The sequence below is a fragment of the Streptomyces sp. NPDC127177 genome (assembly GCF_042672475.1).
Lineage (GTDB): Bacteria > Actinomycetota > Actinomycetes > Streptomycetales > Streptomycetaceae > Streptomyces.
This window is the reverse complement of record NZ_JBHXUW010000067.1, coordinates 1-17,763: the sequence shown is the minus strand read 5'-3', so window position 1 is coordinate 17,763 and position 17,763 is coordinate 1. Positions and strand designations below refer to the sequence as shown.

At 70.7% G+C, this 17,763-nt stretch carries 13 protein-coding genes; 10 read left to right on the top strand and 3 right to left on the bottom strand.

Features of this window, described 5'->3' with window-relative positions:
• Positions 1 to 116: 116 nt before the first annotated feature.
• Entirely contained in the window at positions 117 to 2,843 is a 2,727-nt protein-coding gene (gene acnA / locus ACFVJX_RS30675) for an aconitate hydratase AcnA (protein ID WP_384134173.1), read from the bottom strand.
• Between the two features lie 1,127 nt (positions 2,844 to 3,970).
• Between acnA and ACFVJX_RS30670 the strand changes: the two genes are divergently transcribed.
• From ACFVJX_RS30670 to ACFVJX_RS30645, 6 genes are all read left to right on the top strand, one after another.
• Positions 3,971 to 6,355 carry a nitrate- and nitrite sensing domain-containing protein gene (locus tag ACFVJX_RS30670; protein ID WP_384134170.1) on the top strand — a complete coding sequence of 795 codons (2,385 nt, stop codon included), beginning with the start codon at positions 3,971 to 3,973 and terminating at the stop codon, positions 6,353 to 6,355.
• Entirely contained in the window at positions 6,352 to 6,756 is a 405-nt protein-coding gene (locus ACFVJX_RS30665) for a roadblock/LC7 domain-containing protein (protein WP_384134167.1), read from the top strand. Before ACFVJX_RS30670 ends, ACFVJX_RS30665 begins: the two co-directional genes overlap by 4 nt.
• A gap of 70 nt (positions 6,757 to 6,826) precedes the next feature.
• A complete protein-coding gene (locus ACFVJX_RS30660; RefSeq protein ID WP_384134232.1) occupies positions 6,827 to 8,026 on the top strand; it encodes an ABC transporter substrate-binding protein in 1,200 nt (399 codons plus the stop codon).
• Between the two features lies 1 nt (position 8,027).
• A complete protein-coding gene (locus ACFVJX_RS30655) occupies positions 8,028 to 10,103 on the top strand; it encodes a branched-chain amino acid ABC transporter permease (RefSeq protein ID WP_384134164.1) in 2,076 nt (691 codons plus the stop codon).
• Complete coding sequence (locus ACFVJX_RS30650) at positions 10,100 to 10,930, top strand: ABC transporter ATP-binding protein (protein WP_384134162.1); 831 nt, start codon at positions 10,100 to 10,102, stop codon at positions 10,928 to 10,930. Before ACFVJX_RS30655 ends, ACFVJX_RS30650 begins: the two co-directional genes overlap by 4 nt.
• An 8-nt stretch (positions 10,931 to 10,938) precedes the next feature.
• Positions 10,939 to 11,697 carry an ABC transporter ATP-binding protein gene (locus ACFVJX_RS30645; RefSeq protein ID WP_384134159.1) on the top strand — a complete coding sequence of 253 codons (759 nt, stop codon included), beginning with the start codon at positions 10,939 to 10,941 and terminating at the stop codon, positions 11,695 to 11,697.
• Between the two features lie 37 nt (positions 11,698 to 11,734).
• Here ACFVJX_RS30645 and ACFVJX_RS30640 read toward each other — a convergent pair whose 3' ends face one another.
• Complete coding sequence (locus ACFVJX_RS30640) at positions 11,735 to 12,952, bottom strand: FAD-dependent monooxygenase (protein WP_384134156.1); 1,218 nt, start codon at positions 12,950 to 12,952, stop codon at positions 11,735 to 11,737.
• Positions 12,953 to 13,457: 505 nt separating this feature from the next.
• Here ACFVJX_RS30640 and ACFVJX_RS30635 point away from each other — a divergent pair.
• Genes ACFVJX_RS30635 through ACFVJX_RS30625 form a run of 3 tightly spaced genes read left to right on the top strand, consistent with a single transcriptional unit; the run spans position 13,458 to position 14,914 of the window.
• The gene (locus ACFVJX_RS30635) at positions 13,458 to 14,261 is read left to right on the top strand and encodes a class I SAM-dependent methyltransferase (protein ID WP_384134154.1); all 804 of its coding nucleotides are present in this window, start codon (positions 13,458 to 13,460) and stop codon (positions 14,259 to 14,261) included.
• Between the two features lie 58 nt (positions 14,262 to 14,319).
• A complete protein-coding gene (locus tag ACFVJX_RS30630; RefSeq protein WP_384134151.1) occupies positions 14,320 to 14,730 on the top strand; it encodes a VOC family protein in 411 nt (136 codons plus the stop codon).
• A 1-nt stretch (position 14,731) separates the two neighbouring features.
• Positions 14,732 to 14,914: a hypothetical protein gene (locus ACFVJX_RS30625; RefSeq protein ID WP_384134148.1), complete on the top strand. Its 183-nt coding sequence runs from the start codon at positions 14,732 to 14,734 to the stop codon at positions 14,912 to 14,914.
• A gap of 69 nt (positions 14,915 to 14,983) precedes the next feature.
• On the opposite strand, the gene ACFVJX_RS30620 is transcribed toward ACFVJX_RS30625, so the two are convergent.
• Entirely contained in the window at positions 14,984 to 15,652 is a 669-nt protein-coding gene (locus ACFVJX_RS30620; RefSeq protein ID WP_384134145.1) for an MOSC domain-containing protein, read from the bottom strand.
• A 265-nt stretch (positions 15,653 to 15,917) separates the two neighbouring features.
• Between ACFVJX_RS30620 and ACFVJX_RS30615 the strand changes: the two genes are divergently transcribed.
• Positions 15,918 to 17,447: a helix-turn-helix domain-containing protein gene (locus ACFVJX_RS30615; protein ID WP_384134142.1), complete on the top strand. Its 1,530-nt coding sequence runs from the start codon at positions 15,918 to 15,920 to the stop codon at positions 17,445 to 17,447.
• Positions 17,448 to 17,763: the final 316 nt, after the last annotated feature.

Below are 17,763 nucleotides of genomic sequence, written 5' to 3'. Positions count from 1 at the left end.
GTTAATTTGCGTCCCCCGGGGTTCAACAACAAAATTGTCCATCTGCTGCCCCCCGGGGCGCGGCCCCCCCCCCGGGGGGGGGGGGGCCGCCCCTCTCGCCGTACTGCCGCTGATCCCTACTTGCGGATCAGGTTGCGGAGCACGTACTGCAGGATGCCGCCGTTGCGGTAGTAGTCCGCCTCACCGGGGGTGTCGATGCGGACGACGCCGTCGAACTCCACACCGGTGTCGGTGGTGACCTTGACGGTGCTCGGGATCGTGCCGTCGTTGAGCTCGGTCACGCCGGTGAAGGAGAAGGTCTCCTCGCCGGTCAGACCGAGGGTCTGGGCGGTCTGGCCCTCGGGGAACTGGAGCGGGAGGACGCCCATGCCGATGAGGTTCGAGCGGTGGATGCGCTCGTAGGACTCGGCGATGACGGCCTTGACGCCCAGGAGCGCGGTGCCCTTGGCCGCCCAGTCACGGGACGAGCCGGAGCCGTACTCCTTGCCCGCCAGGATGACGAGCGGGGTGCCCGCGGCCTGGTAGTTCTGCGAGGCGTCGTAGATGAACGACACCGGGGCCGCGTCGGCGCTCTCGGCCTGGGTGAAGTCGCGGGTGAAGCCGCCCTCGGTACCCGGTGCGATCTGGTTGCGCAGGCGGATGTTGGCGAACGTGCCGCGGATCATGACTTCGTGGTTACCGCGGCGCGAGCCGTAGGAGTTGAAGTCACGGCGCTCGATGCCGTGCTCCGTGAGGTACTTGCCGGCCGGGGTGTCGGCCTTGATCGCACCGGCCGGGGAGATGTGGTCGGTGGTGACCGAGTCGCCCAGCTTGGCCAGGACCCGGGCGCCGGCGATGTCCTGGACCGGGCTCGTCTCCATGGTCATGCCCTCGAAGTACGGGGGCTTGCGCACGTAGGTGGACTCGGAGTCCCACTCGAAGGTGTTGCCGGTCGGGATCGAGAGCGCCTGCCACTGGGCGTCGCCCGCGAAGACGTCCTGGTAGGACTTGTTGAACATGTCCTCGCCGATGGTGTTCGCCACGACGTCGTTGACCTCGGCCTCGGTGGGCCAGATGTCCGCGAGGTGGACGGGCTTGCCGTCCTGGTCGACGCCGAGGGCGTCCTTGGTGATGTCGACCTTCATCGAACCGGCGATGGCGTACGCGACGACCAGCGGCGGGGACGCCAGGTAGTTCATCTTGACGTCGGGGTTGATCCGGCCCTCGAAGTTACGGTTGCCGGAGAGCACCGAGGTGACGGCCAGGTCGTGCTCGTTGACCGCCTTGGAGACCTCGTCCGGCAGCGGGCCGGAGTTGCCGATGCAGGTGGTGCAGCCGTAGCCGACGAGGTTGAAGCCGACCTTGTCGAGGTACGGGGTCAGGCCCGCCTTGTCGAAGTAGTCGGTGACGACCTTCGAGCCCGGGGCGAGGGTGGTCTTGACCCACGGCTTGCGGGTCAGGCCCTTCTCCACGGCCTTCTTCGCCACGAGCGCCGCGGCGACCATGACGTACGGGTTCGAGGTATTGGTGCAGGAGGTGATCGCGGCGACGGTGACGGCGCCGTGGTCGAGCTCGTACGTGGTGCCGTCGGGGGCGGTGACGGTGACCGGGTTCGACGGGACGCCGTTGGTGGCGGCCGGCGAGTCGGAGGCCGGGAAGGACTCCTTGCCCGCCTCCTCGTCGTCCGAGACGTAGTTGCGCACGTCCTGGGCGAACTGCGCCTTGGCGTTCGCCAGGACGATGCGGTCCTGCGGGCGCTTCGGGCCGGCGATGGAGGGGACGACCGTGGAGAGGTCGAGCTCCAGCTTCTCGGAGAAGTCCGGCTCGGCGGCCGGGTCGAGCCAGAGGCCCTGCTCCTTGGCGTACGCCTCGACGAGAGCGACCTGCTGCTCGTCACGGCCGGTCAGACGCAGGTACTTCAGCGTCTCGTCGTCCACGGGGAAGATCGCGGCGGTGGAGCCGAACTCCGGCGACATGTTGCCGATGGTGGCGCGGTTGGCCAGCGAGGTGGCGGCGACGCCCTCGCCGTAGAACTCGACGAACTTGCCGACGACGCCGTGCTTGCGGAGCATCTCGGTGATGGTCAGCACGAGGTCGGTGGCGGTGGTGCCGGCCGGGAGCTCGCCGGTCAGCTTGAAGCCGACGACGCGCGGGATGAGCATGGAGACCGGCTGGCCGAGCATCGCGGCCTCGGCCTCGATGCCGCCGACGCCCCAGCCCAGCACACCGAGGCCGTTGACCATGGTGGTGTGCGAGTCGGTGCCGACGAGGGTGTCGGGGTACGCCTGGCCGTTACGGACCATGACCGTGCGGGCCAGGTGCTCGATGTTGACCTGGTGGACGATGCCGGTGCCCGGGGGGACGACCTTGAACTCGTCGAAGGCGGTCTGGCCCCAGCGCAGGAACTGGTAGCGCTCCTTGTTGCGGCCGTACTCCAGCTCGACGTTCTGGGAGAACGCGTCGCTGGTGCCGAACTTGTCGGCGATGACGGAGTGGTCGATGACCAGCTCGGCCGGGGCCAGCGGGTTGATCTTCGCCGGGTCGCCGCCGAGCTCCTTCACGGCCTCACGCATGGTGGCGAGGTCCACGACACAGGGCACACCGGTGAAGTCCTGCATGATCACGCGGGCCGGCGTGAACTGGATCTCCTGGCTGGGCTGAGCCTGGGAGTCCCAGCCACCGAGCGCCCGGATGTGGTCGGCGGTGATGTTCGCGCCGTCCTCCGTGCGGAGCAGGTTCTCCAGCAGCACCTTCAGGCTGTAAGGGAGGCGCGCGGAGCCCTCGACCTTGTCCAGCTTGAAGATCTCGTACGACTCGTCGCCCACGCGCAGCGTGCTGCGGGCGTCGAAGCTGTTCGCCGACACGACAGTCTCCTTCATCAATGTGCGCGTAACTCCGCGCTTGCGCCTCACTCGGGCGGGCGCCGCGTGGTGCCGCCGTCAGCCACCCGACCATCCGCTAAGGTAAGGCTTAGTTAGGTAGCCCTTACCGTGCGGCGGCCCGCCGTGCGCCTTCGGCATATATCTCGATGTCGAGATAACTCTAGTACATGACCGCGGAGAGGTCATGTCGGGGCGCGCGTCCACCGCGCTCCGATCGGGGCGTTCGGCAGCGAACCCGGTCGTTACGGCTTCCTTGTCGGCGGATCCCGAGGGCCGGGCCACGCGTCCGGGCTCCGGCGCGACCGCGTGCGCCACGAAGCCCCGGCCTCCGGCGCGACCGCGTGCGCCATGAAGCCCCGGCCTCCGGCACGGACGAGCGCATCGCGGACACCCGACGACGCGTCGTCGCCCACCGATTGCGCAGAGCTATTTCGCGGTTCCGGCTGCGACGCCGAATCTCGGCGCGGGCCCGCCGGTCGGCACGGCCCCGGAGCCGGATCCTTCGCCTGCGTCCAGACCGGTCGCCGAACCGCGCGACGCCCCGCCCTGAGTGTCCGGGTGCACCGGTGCACCTGCCGCCGACGCCCGCCACAGCCCCTCGCGAGCGACGCACCTTGCAATCCAAGGCAGTTGTGAAGGTTGAACCATCACATTCTCTCAAGGGGCCACCCCTCAGGTGGATCTAACCTTTTCGCAACGACATTCGGAGATGGGGCCGACCGTCAAGTCGGCGCGCGGGATGGTTTCGGACTCGGTCCGCCGACACCCAGTAGACCGCCGTGAAGCAACGGGCCGCTGGTCAGGCGGGGTTCCACGGGTCGCCGGTGGCGATCCGCCCGGCCCGGAAAGCCCGGTTTCCCGATCGAGTACGACCGAATTGGACCGCTCGTGCGCTGTTCAGTGCGGGGATCTTTCGGCAATGTACCCATCCATAGCCACACCCTGCGCATAGGATCATTCCGCGCCACCGGGGCCCCGCCCGCCCCTTCTGCCCCATCAACAACGGTGCAGATGATGTGCCGACGTCCCTCCCGAGCCCCCCACAACCCGTTAACAGGTATCTGCGTGTCATCGATGCTCAGCACCGGTTCCGGCGATGGAGCCGCGCAGTGAAGATCAATCGTCGCCTCGTACTTCTCGTCACCGCGCCGCTCACCGTGGCCGTCACCTTCTCGGTGCTGGCCCTCGCACCCGCGGCCAACCACGCACTCCAGGCAAATCGGCTGGCGTCGATGGTCGACGCCGCCTCCAGTGCGGGTGAGCTGGCCCACCAACTACAGCGTGAGCGGGCGGCAGCCACCGCACTCGTCTCCAAACAGGGGGACGCGGACGCGTTTCGCTCGACCTCCGATTCGACCGATGCAAGCGTCGCCGGGTTCAAGAGCCGGATCGGGCATCTGTCCGAGGTGCCCGACAGTGCGCAGGGCGCACTGGACCGCATCGAGCGCTTCATCGACGAAATGCCCGCACTGCGCGCCCAGGTGCGCTCGGGCAGCAGCACCATCTCCGCGCTCGCCTTCGGCTACCGGATCGTGATCGCCGACCTCAACAGCTACCGCGACGGCATCGCACAGGCGGACGGGGTCGACGCCGGTATCGCGGACCGGATCCGCGCCGCCGCCGCCCTTTCCGAGGCGGCCGAGCACACGGCCCAGCAACAGGTCACCGTGATGAGGGCGCAGGCCGCGGGCGGGTTCACGACCGCCTCGCAGCGGACGTTCGACGCCGGCCGGCTGGGCTACACCGAATCGGTCGGCGTCCTGTACGACCTCGGCCCCGGCCAGTGGCGGACCTGGCTGGAGCGCACCCTCTCCGGCCCGAAGGCTCTGGCGGCCCGCCGACTCGAGGACGAGATCGGTCGTACGGGGACGGGCAAGGAGATCGCCGTCCCCGCCAAGGAGTGGCAGAAGGCGTTCAACGACCGTCAGATGCTGTTGCGTTCGGTGGAGCAACGGATCGACAAATCCGTCTTCGCCACGGTCGCGGAGGCCCGCACCACGCTCATGTGGACGGCCGGGGCCGAGGTCGCCCTCGTGGTGCTGACCCTGGTCGGGGCCTTTGTCGTCGCCATCCGCCTGGGCCGCGTCATGATCCGGCGGCTGCGCGATCTGCGCAACGCCGCGCACGAGGTCGCCCACACCGGGCTGCCCGCCGTGATGACCGAGCTGTCCCAGCCCGGCGCGCTCAGCGGGGCGACGCCCGAGGAGGTGGCCCGGCGAACAGGCAACCCGGTCGGGACCACGGGCAAGGACGAGATCGGCGAGGTGGGTGAGGCGTTCAACGCCGTTCACCACGAGGCCGTCCGACTGGCCGCTCAGCAGGCGTACATCCATGAGCAGTTCGCTGAGACACTGGTCGGTGTCGCCCGCCGGGGCGCGCAGTTGACCGCTGTCATGGTCTCCGAGATGGACAAGGTCCAGCGCGACGAGGCCGACCCCGTGCGGATGCGGACCTTCTTCGCTCTCGACCATCTCGCCATCCGCATGGAACGCAACACGAACAGCCTCCTGGTGCTGGGCGGTTACGGTCACGCGCGGGTCCGCACGGCCGACGCCGGCTGCTCCACCGTCATCGTGGCAGCGGCCCAGCAGATCGAGCGTTTCGACCGTGTCTCACTCGGTGTCGTCGAATCGGGGATCGGCATCGCGGCCCGTGCCGTGCACGACGTGGCCCACATCCTGGCGGAACTCCTGGACAACGCGACCCGGTTCTCGCCCCCCGACAAGCAGGTCGGCGTCGCCGTGTGGCGGCTGTGGGACCGGGCCGTGGTACAGGTCGTCGACGAGGGCGTGGGCATCCCCGCGGAACGCCGCGCCGTCCACAACGCCGCCCTGCGCGAGCCGAAGGCGGGCATCGGAGACGTCCGGTCCATGGGTCTGCGCGTGGTGGCACGACTCGCCGCACGTCATGGCATCGTTGTCGAACTGCGCGACTCCTCGGGGCCCGGCACCATCGCCGAGGTCACCCTGCCCGCGAAGGTGCTGACCGCGGCCCCCGACGAGGCCACACCGCCGCCGAGCACGGCCGGCGAGGATCGCGGCAACAACAGCCACGACCGCGCTGTGCACTACGAGACGCCTCGTCCGGTCACCCCGCCGGGACCGGCCGGTCGCAGCCGGCCGGACCGGACGGGCCCGCGGCCCGACCGCCACGGCACCCCGATCGGTGCGGTGGCCGGAGCCGCGCGTGAGCGGGAGGACAGCACCACACCTGCCCCGCATCCCGTGCACGACGAACCGGCTTCGCGCGACGCCGCGGTCAGCTCCTCGGGGCTGCCCGTGCGCCGGCGCGGCACGTCCCAGCAGTGGCCCACCCTGGGCAAACGGGACACCGACCAGCGTGCCGGCAGCGCCGCGCCGAGGCCCTCGCCCCGCCGCCGGGACTCCCGGCAGGTCTCTGATGTCCTGGCGGCCTACGCCCAGGGAATCAACAGGAGTACGAGCCACCGTGGGCGCTCCGCCACCGACGACGACACCGAACGGACCAAGAAATGACCTCTCCCACCGACCTGAGCTGGATCCTGAGCGGTTTCGCCGGACGTATCCCGGAAGTCACCCAGGCGATAGCCGTGTCCGTGGACGGCCTCGCGCTGGCTTACACCGGTGTGGAACGTGACGACGCGGACCGGCTGGCCGCCATCGCCTCGGGCGTCGTCAACCTGCTGTCCGCCGCAGCCCAGTTGACGAACACCGATCCCGTCGAGCACAGCCTCACCGCGATGGAGGGCGGCTACATGTTCTCCATGGCCGTATCCAGCGGCGCCTCTCTGCTGGTGACCACCACCAGGGACGCGGACATCGGTGAGGTCAGTTACATGATGTCCGAACTGATCAACCAGGTCGGCGACTCGCTCTCCCCCGAGGTGCGCGACGCGAGTCTGCCGCCTTCCCGCTGATCCGCGTCGTCCCGTACCTCGATCCCACCCCCAGAACCGGTCCCGCCCGATACTCCCGATGAGAGCCCTCATGTTCTTCGACATATCCAGTCCCCGCCGCAGCAGATTCCGGCCGGCCGCGGCCGCCGCCCTCGCCCTCGGTCTGGCCGCCGCCACCGGATGCAGCAGTGGCAGCGGCGACGAGGACACCGTGAAGGTCGGCCTGGTGGCCTCCCTGTCCGGCACGTACGAGCCGGTCGGCACCGAACTGCGGGCCGGCTTCGAGCTGTACCTGAACACCCACGACCACAAGCTGGGCGGACGCAAGGTCGAACTCGTCGTGGCGGACGAGGGCGACGGTCCGCCGACCGCCGTTCCCGCGGCGACCAAACTGGTCAAGAAGGACAAGGTCGATGTGCTGACGGGCCTCGTCAGCGGTGGCTCGGTCAACGCGGTGCTTCCCCTGGTCAACCAGGCGAAGATCCCCTTCCTGGGGTCGAACGGCCGGCCGCCCGTCAAGGACCTCGAGTACGTGTGGACGACGAGCTTCCTGTCCGACGAGCCGGGCAAGGCCATCGCCCCGTACGTCAAGAAGAACGTCGACGGACCGGTCTACGCGATCGGCCCGGACTACCAGGGCGGCTACGACGAACTCCGCGGTTTCACCAAGGAGTTCGAGCGCATCAACGGGAAGCTCGCCAACCCCGGCGGCAAGACCACCTGGACGCCGTTCCCGAAGACCACGAACTTCATGCCGTACTTCGCCGACATCGCGAAGACGGACGCCAAGGCCGTGTACTGCTTCTACGCCGGCAAGGCGGCGATCGACTTCGCCAAGCAGTACGCCCAGTCCGACATCGCTGATCTGCCGCTGTACACGGCCTTTGTGACCGAGGGCAGTGTGCTCCAGGCGCAGGGCGCCGCGGCGAAGAACATCTACTCGGTCCTGAACTACGCGGCCGACCTCGACAACGAGGCCAACCGCAAGTTCGCCGCCGACTGGACCGCCGAGCACGACACGCAGCCCACCACGTACGCGATGGCGTCGTACGACGCGGCCGCCGTGCTGGACAAGGCGATCGCCAACGCCGTGAAGAGCGGCGACGTGACACCGAAGACCATCAACAAGGCCATCGCGGACCTGGGCCAGATCGACAGCCCGCGCGGGGCCTGGGAGTTCGGCGACAAGGCGCACTCGCCGGTGCAGACCTGGTACCTGCGACAGGTGCGGCCGGACGGTGCCCAGCTTGCCAACGTCATGGTCCAGGACCTGGCGACGCTCGGCAGCTGAAATGGGACTCCTTGATGCCCACCTCATCCCGGCGGTGGACGGCGTGGCCTACGGGCTGCTGCTGTTCGTGGTCGCCGCCGGCCTGAGCCTCGCCTTCGGCACCGCCGGCGTGCTGAACCTCTCGCACGGCACGCTGTACGCCATCGGCGCCTACACGGGGGCGGAACTGAGCGACGGCACCTGGGGCGGTCTCGCTCTGGGGCTGGCCGCCGGAACCGCGGCGGCGTGTGCCGCCGGGGCGGGGCTGTCCGCCGCGACGGCACCGCTCGCCGGGCGTGGGCATCTCGCTCAAGCACTGCTGACGTTCGGACTCGCTCTGATCGGCGGTGATCTGCTCATCCAGCTCTTCGGGGCGGACGAGCTCCCGGTACGTGTCCCCGAGGCGCTCGACACCTCCGTGACGCTGCTGGGCCACCGGTACCCCGCCTACCGGCTCGGGTTCATCGTGATGGCCGTGCTGCTCGCGGCGTTCGGCACGTGGGTGCTGACCCGGACCCGCATGGGTACGGCGGTACGGGCAGCCGCCGACGATCCGCAGATGCTCGCGACCACCGGCCACAGCCCCCGGGCCGTGCACACCGGCGTGCTCGCGGCGGCCGGTGCGCTGGCCGGTGCGGCAGGCGTGCTCGGGGCCCCGATCATCGGCCCCGGGCCCGGGACGTCCGAGAACGTGCTGATGCTGTCGCTCGTGGTGGTCGTGCTCGGCGGACTGCGCTCGCTGTGGGCGACGCTCGCGGCGGCCGTCGCCGTGGGCGAGGTGCAGACACTGGGAGTCTCGGTGGCGCCGGAACTGGCGCCGTACCTGCTCTTCGCCGCGATGGCAGCGGTGCTGGCGCTCCGCTCCCGCTTCGTGGAGCCGGCGACCGGACAGGGGACACCGGGCCCCTCACCGGACCCGGTCGCCAGGCTCCGCCGCCACCTCTCCGCGCGGCTGCGGCCCCGCGGGGCGGCGGCCACGGGTGGTGCGCCGGGTACGGGCGCCGCACCAGGGGCGTCGTTGGACGTGAAGCCCACGGCGGGAGGCCGGAGCGCACTCGCGGGTCTCGCGCGCCTTCCGCGCGGCAACGCCTGGCGGCAGGCCACCCCATTGCTCCTGCTGCTCGTGGTTCTGGTCGCGCTGCCGGGGGTGCTCGACCCGTACAGCATCTCGCTGGCGGGGTCCGCGCTGGCTCTTGGGCTGCTCGCGGTCAGTGTCACGGTCCTCACCGGATACGCCGGACTGCCAACCCTCGGCCAGACCGCACCGTTCGCCGTCGGCGCGTACGCCACCGCCAACCTCGCGGAAGCCGGGTGGACCATGGGCCCGGTCCAGATCGTCCTCTCGGCGCTCGCGGCCGCGGCCTTCTCCGCCATCACCTCTCCTGCCGTCATCAGGGCCCGCGGCACGACCGTCCTGATGATCACACTTGCCATCGGCGAGCTGACCGGTGCCGTCATCAACCAGTTCAAGTCCGCCACCGGCGGCGCCGACGGTCTCGTCGGCTTCCCGGCCACGCAGGCGCTGTGGGGTGGGGAGGGCATGTCCGAGGAGGGCGACCTCTACACGTACGCACTCGTCGTCGCCGCCATAGCCGTCGCCGTCACCCTGCTCGTGCTGCGCTCCCCGGCCGGGAAGCTGCTGACCGGCACCCGCGGCGCAGAGGCCCGGATGCGCGCCTCGGGCCACCCGGTGGGGCGCTACCTGCTGGTGGCGCACGTCTGCGCCGGCGCGCTGGCAGGCGTCGGCGGCTCGCTGATGGTCACCGTCCAGCAATACCTCTCCCCCGCCGACGTCGGCTTCGAAATCGCCGCGTTCGCGCTGCTGGCGGCCGTCATCGGCGGTACGACGTCCGTGATCGGCGCGCTGCTGGGCGCCGGACTCATCGTCACCACCCGCGACTGGGTAGCCAGTTCGTGGCCCGGTCACGGCCCCTTGCTGCTCGGCGGACTGTTCGTCGCCGCCGTGTACCTGCTCCCCCGCGGACTGGCCGGTCTGCGCGGTTCCGGCCGGAGCCGGCCGGAACCCGGCGGGCCGCGGGCGGACGAGCGGCCCCCGTCCCCACCCGCCCCGAGCCACGCCGGGAAGGTCTACTCATGACGCCCGCCCCGACGGCCGCACCGGTACCACCGGTCCTGGACCTGAGCCGTCTCACCCGCAGGTACGGCAGCCTCACCGCCGTGGACGACGTAAGTCTGCGGCTGCCCCCGGGCGCCCGGCACGCCGTCATCGGGCCCAACGGCGCCGGCAAGACCACCCTGCTCAACCTCGTCGCGGGTACCGAACGGCCCGACCACGGCACGATCACCCTTGACGGCACCGACATCACCCGTACGGCCACGGCCAGGCGCAGCCGTCTGGGTATCGCCCGCAGCTTCCAGCAGCCTTCGGTGATATCCGAGTTGACGGTGCTGGACAACGTCGTACTGGCCGGCTGGCCGCACCACCCGAAGCGCCGCGGCGCCTGGCGCAGCCGGTCCCGTCACCGGCTGCACACGGAGTCCGCGGGCGTTCATCTGGAGACCGTCGGGCTGGCGGACCTCGCCCACCGGCCGGCCTCAACGCTCTCCCACGGGCAGCGCCGCATGCTCGACCTCGCGGCGGCGCTGGCCGGCAATCCGCGCCTGCTGCTCCTGGACGAGCCCGCGGCCGGGCTGACCGACGGTGGCATCGGACGGCTGCTCGGCATCCTCGGCGGTCTGCCGGAGAGCGTCGCGATCATCCTGGTCGAGCACCATGTCGAGGTCGTCGCCCAACTCGCCACGACCGTCACCGTGCTGGCGGCCGGAGGAGTGCTCGTCACCGGTCCGGCCCAGGAGGTGCTCACGCACCCCGAGGTCCGCGAGGCCTACCACGGCCACGCGGGCGACGCCCCGGACGCCCCCGTCACGGACGTCCTGACGTCCGGCACCGAAGCGAGAGGATGACCGGCCCCATGCTCGAACTGAGCGGCCTGACCGCCGGCTATCACGGTGGCACCGTCCTCCACGGGCTCGACCTGTCGGTGCCCGCCGGCACGGTCCACGCCGTCGTCGGCCACAACGGCGCCGGCAAGACCACCCTCGTCCACACCGTCGCCGGACTCATGAGCCCCTACGCGGGCACCGTGCGCCTCGACGGCCGGGACGTGACGGGGCAGCCGGCGCACCGGATCGCCCGTGCCGGGATCGGCCTCGTCCCGCAGGGCCGCCGAGTGTTCGCAGGGCTGACCGTCGCCGAACACCTGCGGCTGTCCTACCGTCCGCCGCGGCGCGGCGACACCTCGCGCCCCAGCGTGTGGACTCCCGCACGGGTCCTGGAGCTGCTGCCCCGGCTGGGCGAACGCCGCAACAACCGGGGTTCGGCGCTGTCCGGTGGCGAACAGCAGATGCTGGCCCTGGCACGGGCGCTGCTGGGCTCGCCGAGCGTGCTGCTGCTCGACGAGCCGACCGAGGGCCTCGCGCCCGTGCTCGTCCAGCAGGTTCACGAGCTGGTCAGCACGCTGGCGGGCGAGGGTATCGCCGTACTGCTGGTGTCCCCCAGCCCGGCCAGGGCGGCCGAGTGCGCCCGTACGCTCACGGTCCTCACCTCGGGGCGGCTGGCGCTGCGGCTGGACGGCGCGGACGCGCGCGCCGATGCGACCGCCCTGCACGCCGCACTCGAACTCTCCCCGGCCGCCGTACGGGACGGGGGCGGTACGGACGGCAGGCGGTGACCGGCACACGGTCACCACCCCCGTCCCCTTCCGGGGTCTACCGGGCCTTGATGCTGTGGCCGCCGAAACCGCTGCGCCGGTCGGAGCCGCTGTTCTGGTCCTGCCACCACACATCGAACTCCGGCTGGCCCATGGCCGACCAGTCCGGGGTGTTCTCGACCTGTGCACTGCCCATCCTGCGGGCGAGCGCGACCATGGCCGTTCCGACTCCGCCGCGCCCGGCGTCGTAGGTCTCCAGAACCTCCTTCCAGCTGGTTCCGGCCACCCACGCGGCCTCCAGCGCGTTGGCGTCCTGGAGCGCCTTCACGCTCCCGCCGCCGATGTGCGGCCTGGCGACACTGGCGGCATCACCGACGAGCACCATCCGGCCCGAGGTGTAGTGCGGAACCTCCAGGTCGTAGATGGGCTGGATGAAGGTCGTCTCGGCCGGGGTGCGGAGCACCCTGGCTGCCCAGTACGGCGGGAAGTTCTCCGCTACCAGGGCGCGCAGATGCGCCGTGAGCTCCGAGTTCAGCCGGCCCGGGGGCAGGGAGGTCGGGGTCCGCAGGTCGGGGTGGAAGCCGTCCGTCCGCGGAGGCCTGGTGTAGAGCACCCAGTTGAGCAGGTGCCCCCCGGCGCCGTCCGGGATGCGATAGATCATGCAGTGGCCGCCCGGGAACACGATGTTGTGCGCGTCGTACCCGTCCGAGGGGAGGCCCTCGACGTCGGCCGACGTCCCGCGCCAGCCGATGTACCCGGCGTACGCGGCGTTGGCACCGGGGAACATGGCCTCCCGGACGACGGAACGGTACCCGTCCGCCCCGATCACCACGTCGAAGTGCTCCTGGTGTCCGTCCTCCAGCCGCAGCGTCACACCGTCGGCATCCGGCTCCACACCGGTCACCACTGCGCCTGACCGGTAGGAGACGTTCTCGGGCACCCGGCGGCGCAGCTCGCTCCACAAGGAGCCCCAGCTGTACGCGCGGAAGGGGAACGGCTGCTCACCGACGACGCGCCCGTGTTCCGCGTCGCCGTCCCGCTCGCTCCACACCCGCCGGCTCAGTGGCGCCCAGGGCATCTCCGGAGCCACGTACCCGGCGTCCCTCAGTTCGTCGAACCGGTCGCTGTGCAGGGCGATTCCCACTCCCCTGTCACGGAGCCGGGCGTCGGCACGTTCCAGGACGGTGATCTTCTCGGCTCCGCCGCGCGACACGGCCAGCGCCGCGGCACACCCCGCTATGCTGCCGCCGACCACGGCGATGCTGCCTCCACGCATGACTGGCGCTCCTCTCACTCAGTTGTCCGGTCGCCGTTCCGGTTTACTGCCACGCCGGCGTGACCGGTCGCAACCCCGTGTGAATCGACGCTCGTTGGCCCGGTCCGTGCGACCGGGGCCCGGACGGAACCCTATCGAGGAGAAGAAGCCCCGGGGGCCCGACGGGTGGCGAGCGGCAGGTGGCGGGTGGCGACGGACACAGGCGGCGGTGGCCTGCGACCGCGCGGAGCGTGACGGCGGGAGGCCGCGATCACGGCGACGGTGTTCGCGCACGCGCTCGACGAACTGCGGGCCACGGTCGGCCCGCTGAGTCGGTCGGGGGCGCGGCCGCCCCCGTGTACCGGGCACACGGTGCCCCGGCGCCTCGCACTGAGGGCCGGCCCTGCCTCGACGGGTGCGGGTTCGGCCCGCGGGGTGTGGTGGACTTCGGTCAGTGGGCGATCCGGGTCCGGAGGCGACTCGGGTCCGCGGGCGAACGGACACGGAGACGGGCGGTGGGCAGGGCATGGCCGAGCACGACGGGGATCGCGGATATCTGCTGGACAACCAGCAGTCGGAGGCGGGCATCCGGTTCGGCGCACTGGCCGAGCTGTTCGACCCGGTGACCTTCCGGCACGTCGACCGGATCGGCATCACCGAGGGCATGCGGTGCTGGGAGGTCGGGGCCGGCGGCCCCTCCGTTCCCGCGGGTCTGGCCGAACGGGTCGGATCGGCCGGGCAGGTGGTCTGCACGGACATCGACGTGTCCTGGGCGCGGGGCGCCGCCTCCGATGTCGTCGAAGTCCTGCGCCACGACGTGGCGGCCGACCCGCCGCCGCCGGGCGGTTTCGACCTGGTGCACGCCCGGCTGGTCCTGGTGCACGTCGTCGACCGGGCCGAGGCTCTGCGCCGCATGGTCCAGGCCCTGCGCCCCGGGGGTGTGCTCCTGCTGGAGGACGCCGATCCGGGGCTGCAGCCCCTGCTGTGCCCGGACGAGTCGGGCCCCGAACAACGGCTGGCCAACCGGCTGCGGTCCGGTTTCCGGGAACTCATGGCATCGCGCGGCGCCGACCTCTCGTACGGCCGGACACTGCCCCGGCTGCTGCGCGAGGCCGGACTGCTCGGCGTACGGGCGGACGCCTACTTCCCCATCACCTCGCCCGCCTGCACGGTTCTCGAGGCGGCGACCGTCCGCCAGATCCGCGGCCGGCTGGTGGCTGCGGGCATCGCCACCGACGAGGACATCGACCGCCACCTGTCGAACGTCGCCACCGGCGAGCTCGATCTGGCGACGGCCCCGATGATCTCCGCCTGGGGCCGCCGCGCGTAGCCGAACCGGTCAGGATTCGAGAAGCGGCGGGTACGGGACCGCGCTTAATCTGACCGCCATGGACATCACCATTCACACCAGCGTTCTCCCGCACGACGACCCGGACGCGTCCGTGGCCTTCTACCGTGACGCCCTCGGATTCGAGGTCCGCAGCGACGTCGGCCAGGGCAGAATGCGCTGGATCACGGTCGGACCCGCCGACCAGCCGGACACCTCCATCCTCCTGGCGCCGCCCGCCGTCGACCCGGGCGTCACCGAGGACGAGCGCCGCACCGTCGCCGAGATGATGGCCAAGGGCACCTACGGCTGGATCCTGCTGGCCACCAGGAACCTCGACGACACCTTCGAGAAGGTGCAGGCGGGCGACACCGAGGTCGTCCAGGAGCCGACCGAGCAGCCGTACGGCATCCGCGACTGCGCCTTCCGCGACCCCGCGGGCAACATGGTCCGCATCCAGGAACTGCGCTGAGGTGTGCCATCCCTCCTGGGGGCGGGCGCTCGCCGCCGACCAGCGGCTGCGTGATCCGGCGGTACTGCGCCGGGCCCCCGACCGCATCGACCGGGAGTGCGCGCGGCCGTTGAACGTCGAGGCGCTCGCCCGCGGCGCGAACGTGCCCGCCGAGCAGCTCAGCCGCCGGTTCCGGCCGGCGTAGGGCGGGTCGCCGTAGCGTCGCCGTGCGCCTCCCCGCACGGGCCCGGACGGCTTCGCCCGGGAGGCCGCGTCACCGGCGCTCACGTCCTGGTCCACCGATCCGCCGGCGGACGAGCTCCATGTCCTGCGCCGGCAACGCGTCGGCGGCCAGCAGCCGCGGCAGCAGACCACCGTCCACCGTCACGGCCCGGAAGGCCAGCTCGACCGTCACGTCGTGGGCGGGCCGGTGCACGATCCGGACCGGGTCGGCGGCGCGGATGTCGCCCGGCTCGATCACCCGCAGATACGCGCCGGGCCTCGCGGCCTGCGTGAACCGCTTGATCCAGCCCTCCCTCTCCAGCCACCCCTGGAACGTCGCGCACGGCACCCGCGGGCAGGACACCTCCAGGAGCACGTCGGGCCCGATCCGCCAACGTTCGCCGATCAGGGCGCCGTTGACGTCCACGCCCAGCGTCGTGAGGTTCTCCCCGAAGGACCCGTTGGGGAGCGAGCGGCCCAGCTCGGCCTCCCACCCGTCGAGATCCTCCCGGCCGAAGGCGTAGACGGCCTGGTCGGAGCCGCCGTGATGCTTCACGTCGAAGGCCCGGTCACCGGCCAGGCCGACCGCACCGGTGCCCTTGGGGCCGGGGGCCGTCACGGCGACCGGTCCGTCGACGGGCCGCTTGTCGATACCGGTCGCGCTCAGCCCCTTCCAGGGGTTGGGACGGGGGTGGCCGATATTGACGGAGAGCAGCTTCATGCCGGGGACCATACGATCGCGCCCGCACCGGAGCGACACATTATTTCCCGCCGCTCCCCGGCGCCCCCACCCCGATGGACGCCCTCCACGTGCCGGATCCGGGCGACGGGCGGACCATGGAAGCGGACCGGTGTGCCCGCGCGTGGCGAGCCGACCGCTGCTGCCGTCTGCACCTGCCGTTTCCACCTGCCGTCTCCACCCGCCCGTCACCCGAACACCACACCCCGACAACGGCCTCATCTCATATCTGAGATAGCCTTTCGGTATGTCAGATGACTACCTCGTACGTATCGGCAAGCTCATCCGTGACGCCCGCCAGCACCGGGGCTGGACACAGAGCCAGCTCGCCGAGGCGCTCGCCACCAGCCAGAGCGCCGTGAACCGCATCGAGCGCGGCAATCAAAACATCAGCCTTGAGATGATTGCCCGTATCGGTGAAGCACTCGACAGTGAGATCGTGTCGCTCGGCTACGCCGGACCCATGCACCTGCGGGTGGTCGGCGGGCGCCGGCTGTCCGGCGCCATCGACGTCAAGACCAGCAAGAACGCCTGCGTGGCGCTGCTCTGCGCCTCCCTGCTCAACAAGGGCCGCACGGTGCTGCGCAGAGTGGCGCGCATCGAGGAGGTCTACCGGCTCCTCGAAGTGCTGAACTCCATCGGGGTCCGCACCCGGTGGATCAACGACGGCACCGATCTTGAGATCGTCCCGCCCGTCCGCCTCGACATGGACGCGATCGACGCGGACGCCGCCCGCCGGACCCGGTCGATCATCATGTTCCTCGGTCCGCTGCTGCACCGGATGGACCACTTCAAGCTGCCGTACGCGGGCGGTTGCGACCTCGGCACCCGGACCATCGAGCCGCACATGATCGCGCTGCGCCGGTTCGGTCTGGAGATCGCCGCCACCGAGGGCATCTACCACGCCCAGGTCGACCACGCCGTCACGCCCGGCCGTCCCATCGTGCTGACCGAGCGCGGCGACACCGTGACCGAGAACGCGCTGCTGGCCGCCGCCCGGCACGACGGCACCACCGTCATCCGCAACGCGTCCTCCAACTACATGGTCCAGGACCTCTGCTTCTTCCTCGAGGCGCTCGGTGTACGTGTGGACGGGGTCGGCACGACCACACTGACCGTGCACGGCGTGCCGACCATCGACGTCGACGTCGACTACTCGCCCTCCGAGGACCCGGTCGAGGCGATGAGCCTGCTCGCCGCCGCCGTCGTGACGGAGTCCGAGCTGACGATCCGCAGGGTGCCGATCGAGTTCCTGGAGATCGAACTCGCGGTACTGGAGGAGATGGGCGTCGACTGCGCCCGCACAGCGGAGTACGCGGCCGACAACGGGCGTACCCGGCTGGTCGACCTGACGGTCCGCCCCTCCAAGCTGGAGGCGCCGATCGACAAGATCCACCCGATGCCGTTCCCCGGCCTCAACATCGACAACGTGCCGTTCTTCGCGGCCATCGCCGCCTCGGCGCACGGCCAGACCCTGATCCACGACTGGGTCTACGACAACCGCGCCATCTACCTCACCGACCTCAACCGCCTCGGCGGCCGGCTCCAGCTCCTGGACCCGCACCGCGTCCTGGTCGAGGGCCCGACCCGGTGGCGCGCGGCCGAGATGATGTGCCCGCCCGCGCTGCGCCCCGCCGTGGTGGTCCTGCTCGCCATGATGGCGGCCGAGGGCACCTCCGTACTGCGCAACGTGTATGTGATCAACCGCGGTTACGAGGAACTGGCGGAGCGGCTGAACTCGGTCGGGGCTCAGATCGAGATCTTCCGGGACATCTGAGGGCTGTCCCGTGATCCCTGGCCCGCCGGGGATCACGGGGCAGCCCTCAGGGCGTATTTTGAAAGTCCCGCCTGCCCGGCGACGCCTGGCACGCCCGCTCGCGGCGTTGCAGAAATGCCCTAGTAGCTCCGCTACGAGAACATTTCCGCGCCTTGCGATCGCACGCACCAGACGCCGCCGGTCCCGCCCTCCGGGCGGACGACGCTACTTTCAAAACACGCCCTAAAGGTTGTTGCAGAAGGGTGGGTGTGGGCAGGCCGGGATGGCGTTTGACCTGCTGGTCAGCCTGTCATGGCGAGGTTGTGCATGGTGGCGA